Raw genomic sequence first — 1,450 nt, forward strand, 5'->3', positions numbered from 1 at the left:
CTGGTGGTGGAGACGATCGCGAAGATCCGGCGCGCCTACTTTGTTCAGCAGAAGCCGATCAAGGCTATCTGTCGGGAACTGGGTTTGTCGCGGAAAGTGGTGCGCAAGGTCCTGCGCTCAGAGGCGACGGAGTTCCGATACGAGCGGACGACGCAGCCCCAGCCGAAGATCGGACCGTGGCGGGACCGGCTGGACGCGCTGCTGTTGATGAACGAGGGCAAGGCGGCGCGAGAGCGGCTGACGCTGGTGCGGATTTACGAGGAACTGCGGGTTGCTGGATACGACGGCAGTTATGATGCCGTGCGGCGCTACGCGCGTTCCTGGCAGAAGGCGCGTGGGGCGTCACAAGCGGCGGCCTACGTGCCGCTGAGCTTCGCGCCGGGGGAGGCCTACCAGTTCGACTGGAGCCACGAGGTTGTGCTGATCGGCGGGGTGACGGTCACGGTGAAGGTGGCCCATGTTCGGCTGTGCCACAGCCGGATGCTGTTTGTGCGCGCATATCCGCGCGAGACGCAGGAGATGGTGTTCGACGCCCACGACCGGGCCTTCGCCTTCTTCAAAGGGACCTGCACGCGCGGCATCTACGACAATATGAAGACGGCGGTGGACACGATCTTCGTGGGCAAGGAGCGGGCCTACAACCGGCGCTTCCAACAGATGTGCAGCCATTACCTGGTGGAACCGGTGGCCTGCACCCCGGCGGCGGGGTGGGAGAAGGGGCAGGTGGAGAACCAGGTAGGCCTGGTGCGGGAGCGGTTCTTCACACCGCGCCTGCGGGTGGCGAGCTACGAGGAACTGAACGGCTGGCTGCTGGACCAGTGCGTCACCTACGCCAAGGCGCATCGGCATCCCGAGCAGCGGGACCGCACCGTCTGGGAGATGTTCGAGGCGGAGCGGCCCAGCCTGGTGGGGTATGCGGGGCGGTTCGACGGCTTCCACGCCACCCCGGCGTCGGTGTCCAAGACCTGCCTGGTGCGCTTCGACCACAACAAGTACTCGGTGGCGGCCAAGGCGGTGGGGCGCCCGGTGGAGGTGCAGGCCTATGCCGACCGGATCGAGCTGCGCCAGGACGGCCAAGTGGTTGGGACGCATGCGCGCTGCTTCGGCCGCGATCGCACCATCTACGATCCCTGGCACTACGTGCCCGTGCTGGCGCGCAAGCCGGGGGCCCTGCGCAACGGCGCGCCCTTCAAGGACTGGGTGTTGCCCACGGCGCTGGACCGGGTACGGCGCAAGCTGGCGGGCAGCGACGATGGCGACCGGCAGATGGTCGACATCCTGACGGCGGTGCTGGGCGACGGCCTGGCGGCCTGCGCCGAGGCGCTGCGCGAGAACGTCCATTCCGCCGCCGTCATCCTCAACATCCTGGCTCGGCGGCGGGAAACGGCGGCGCCGGCGCCCATCCAGACGCCCGCCACGCTGATGCTGCACCACGCGCCGGTGGCCGATT

Annotated in this window: 1 protein-coding gene; it reads left to right on the forward strand. The window is 67.9% G+C overall.

The features are described 5' to 3' along the window. A partial coding sequence (gene istA / locus FBZ89_RS30605; RefSeq protein ID WP_246173131.1) for an IS21 family transposase occupies window positions 1–1,450 on the forward strand: 1,450 nt, incomplete at both ends.

It is taken from the genome of Nitrospirillum amazonense (genome assembly GCF_007828045.1).
GTDB classification, from domain to species: Bacteria; Pseudomonadota; Alphaproteobacteria; order Azospirillales; family Azospirillaceae; genus Nitrospirillum; species Nitrospirillum amazonense_C.